The sequence below is a fragment of the Parasphingorhabdus sp. genome (genome assembly GCF_049667325.1).
In the GTDB taxonomy this organism is placed as follows: Bacteria; Pseudomonadota; Alphaproteobacteria; order Sphingomonadales; family Sphingomonadaceae; genus Parasphingorhabdus.
This window is the reverse complement of the sequence record NZ_JBATHY010000220.1, coordinates 1-3,077: the sequence shown is the minus strand read 5'-3', so window position 1 is coordinate 3,077 and position 3,077 is coordinate 1. Positions and strand designations below refer to the sequence as shown.

The 3,077-nt window shown below is 56.5% G+C and carries 4 protein-coding genes; 2 read left to right on the top strand and 2 right to left on the bottom strand.

Annotated elements, in window-relative coordinates; genetic code table 11:
* Positions 1-66: 66 nt before the first annotated feature.
* On the bottom strand, positions 67-498 hold the full coding sequence (locus WBM93_RS10040) for a hypothetical protein (protein ID WP_424431461.1): 432 nt from the start codon (positions 496-498) through the stop codon (positions 67-69).
* Positions 499-506: 8 nt separating this feature from the next.
* On the bottom strand, positions 507-722 hold the full coding sequence (locus WBM93_RS10035; RefSeq protein WP_424431459.1) for a helix-turn-helix domain-containing protein: 216 nt from the start codon (positions 720-722) through the stop codon (positions 507-509).
* Positions 723-805: 83 nt separating this feature from the next.
* Between WBM93_RS10035 and WBM93_RS10030 the strand changes: the two genes are divergently transcribed.
* Positions 806-1,735, top strand: a complete 930-nt coding sequence (locus WBM93_RS10030) for a hypothetical protein (RefSeq protein WP_424431457.1) — start codon at positions 806-808, stop codon at positions 1,733-1,735.
* Between the two features lie 571 nt (positions 1,736-2,306).
* On the top strand, positions 2,307-3,077 hold a 771-nt coding region (locus WBM93_RS10025; RefSeq protein ID WP_424431455.1), incomplete at its 3' end, for an enoyl-CoA hydratase-related protein.

Sequence of the window (3,077 nt, the reverse complement as noted above, 5' to 3'; positions counted from 1 at the left end):
AAAACTTTCCATTGGTTGAAGGAAAGTCTCGAATGCTACCTATTCCAGCGATAAGCCCTCACGGTTTTACCGGGAGTTATTCAGTGAGGAAACAAGATTGCGAACCGTTTCCGGAGCCATATGGAATTCTCGGCCTGTTAGCTCGCAGGCCAGCTCCGCCGGAGCGAAATGGACCGCGTAGTTCTTGACGCCTCTTTTCTTCCGTTTTGCCGCTCGGTCCTGAAGCCACGCGAGGCGGTGCGAATAGGCGGCAGCGATATAGAGTTCCTTCAGCATCCGGGCGGTTGTGCGCTTGCGGCCCCGCTTTGCCTTCAACTTCATCTGCAGCCCTAAAACAACATGCTCGCGGAGTATATCATCGGGGACGAGGTGATGATTTGCTTCGATAATACGCATTACATCGGCACTGAGGATCTGGCCTCCTTCTTTAGAACGGCGATGCAGCCATCCCACGCTTGATGGATCAAATTGATGATGCGGACTGTTCGGATCGTGCATTCCGATACCTATTGTTCGCGGGGGCGCAGCAGCTCGTGCAGCTCGATCCCCAGGCCTTTGGCGAACTTCTCGGCCAGAACGAGGGACGGATTTCTGAGGCCGCGTTCCACGCCCGATACGTATGTCCGGTCGATCCCGGCTGCGAAACCGAACTCCTCCTGCGACAAGCCTCTCTCCAGCCGCAGCCGGCGCACGTTTGTGCCAAAGACTTTTCGAACATCCATAATCCGACATGGGCAGCGATTATGCCAATCCGTCTACGGACGATCAGTCACATTTCTCTCGACTTCCAAATGTTGGCAAGCAATTGGGCGGTATGGAGAATGATCAGCCAGACTATTTCAGTTCGTCAGTTCAGGAGAATATTCTCGAACATCAATTCCTCGCGGCACTGACTTCATCCCTTTGGCGACGCGGATTTCGGGATATCGAAGTTCTTCGAGCGGAAGTCGATGCCTTTGGACATGATCTCGTTGTGGAGGCGGGCGGTGTTGTTCGCCACATACAGCTCAAGGCCAGCGGCAGGCATGCCAAGACCGCGCGGGTGAAGATCAATACAAGGCTGTCCCTCAAATCTGCGGGCTGCGTGATCTGGTATCTCTACGATCCGGACACGCTCGAGCTTGGGCCCTTCCGCTGGTTCGGGAATCGGCCCGGAGCCGGTCTCCCGGACCTTGGCAATCGTGTGGCAAAACACACGAAGGGCGACGGCATGGGAAACAAGGCCGAGAGAATGGCTATCCGGGTACTACCAAAAGCCAGATTTACCGTGGTCGACACCATCGATGAGATCGCATCCCTGCTGTTCGGCTATCCATCGGGAAGCGAGATCCAGCTGATCCGCCAGCAACTGGCGCAGTCCGATCTTCCTGATTGCGCACCGGACTGGGTGCACCAGGTTCGCGGCGGCAATCTCGGCGCTGTTCCTGATGCCCTGAACTGGAACAATTCGGTACACTTCGCTCATCTGGTCGACGGATTCGCGATCTGCGATATCCTCGGCCTCGGGGATCCGTTCCAATTCGAGGCCCGGAAACTTGAAAATGCCCAGACCACCGGAATCTGGGCTGGCGGACCAGCGGTGCTCTGGGCAACGCTCTTTCTCGAATACCGGCGTTGGCGAACAGCGCCGATCGACCCCGACCCCGAGATGATGGATCTTCTGGACCGCCTGTGCCAGCAATTGGCGGGCTCGCTGAAAGAGGGCCCAAATGGCCCGGGCCAGCTCATTCCCTGATCGTTGAATCATTTTCCCTGTTCAGAACACGATGTTTCCCTGATGTGTCCGATTTAATTCCCTGTTTTCCTGAGTAGGGAATTTGCTCCAGAACACTCGGAAATTCGGGCTTTTCATCGAGCGATTGTGCTGGAAAATCTCGAGATTTGCATGATTTCCCTGTTAATCGAACATTATCAGGGAAATGCACGGTGAGACCGGTTCGCGACAGACTGCGCCGCGCACCACCGAGTTTCCAAGACCTCCGCCATCTCTGAATCCTCGCTCTGACGGCGACCTTGATGGCCAAGACTTGGCGATGTCCCGGACATCATAATAGAGATCTGCCTGACCGAGGCCCTGGGTCAGCCGAGAAACCGAACCCGTTAATCGCCGGTGGCAGCGCGCCTCCATGTCTATGCCTTGCAGAACGGACCGGCCTTTCGAGAGAGCCTGAATTTCGTCAAACCAAAAGCCTGATTTCAAATCCTGCGCCTTTATGATATCCGATCTGCCTGCCCGATTTCGCGGTCTGTCTTCATGCTTTGTCGCATTGCCTCGCCACGAAAGCATGGTCTTTTAGGAGAAAAAAATGTCTGTCGTAACCACGCAAAAGCATGACAATATTCTGGTCATCGTTTCCAACAATCCACCGGTTAATGCGCTCGGCGCAGCGGTTCGTCAGGGGTTGGTCGATGGCATCAACGAGGCACTGTCAGACGATGCAGTCGAGGCCGTGGTTATCCGCTGTGATGGACGGACATTTTTTGCCGGTGCCGATATTACCGAATTTGGCAAGCCGATGAAGGGCCCCAATCTGGGCGAGGCGATTGACCAGCTGGAGGCTAGCGACAAGCCGGTTGTAGCAGCGATCCATGGCACCGCGCTAGGCGGCGGCTGTGAGGTGGCCTTGGCTTGCCATTACCGGGTCGCGGTTCCGTCTGCAAAAATCGGTCTGCCGGAAGTCAAATTGGGCCTGATCCCCGGCGCCGCCGGAACCCAGCGCCTGCCGCGGGTGGTTGGCGCAGAAGCCGCCTTGCCGATGGTCGTGATCGGCAACCCGATCTCAGCCGCAAAAGCGCAGTCTATCGGGCTGATCGACACGATAGTCGGTGAGGACAGTCTGGCCGACGATGCAATCGCCTTTGCGCGCGAACAGATTGGCAAGAAACCCCCGCGCTCGTCGGAGGGCGCCGCCAATCAGGATGGCATCAAGAACCCGGCAATATTCGACGAATTCCGGCAACAAAGCGGTCGCAAAATTCGCGGCTTCGATGCACCGGAAGCCGGCATTCAGGCGGTCAAGGCAGCGGGCGAACTGTCCTATGCCGATGGCGTAGAGAAAGAGCGCGAGCTTTTCATG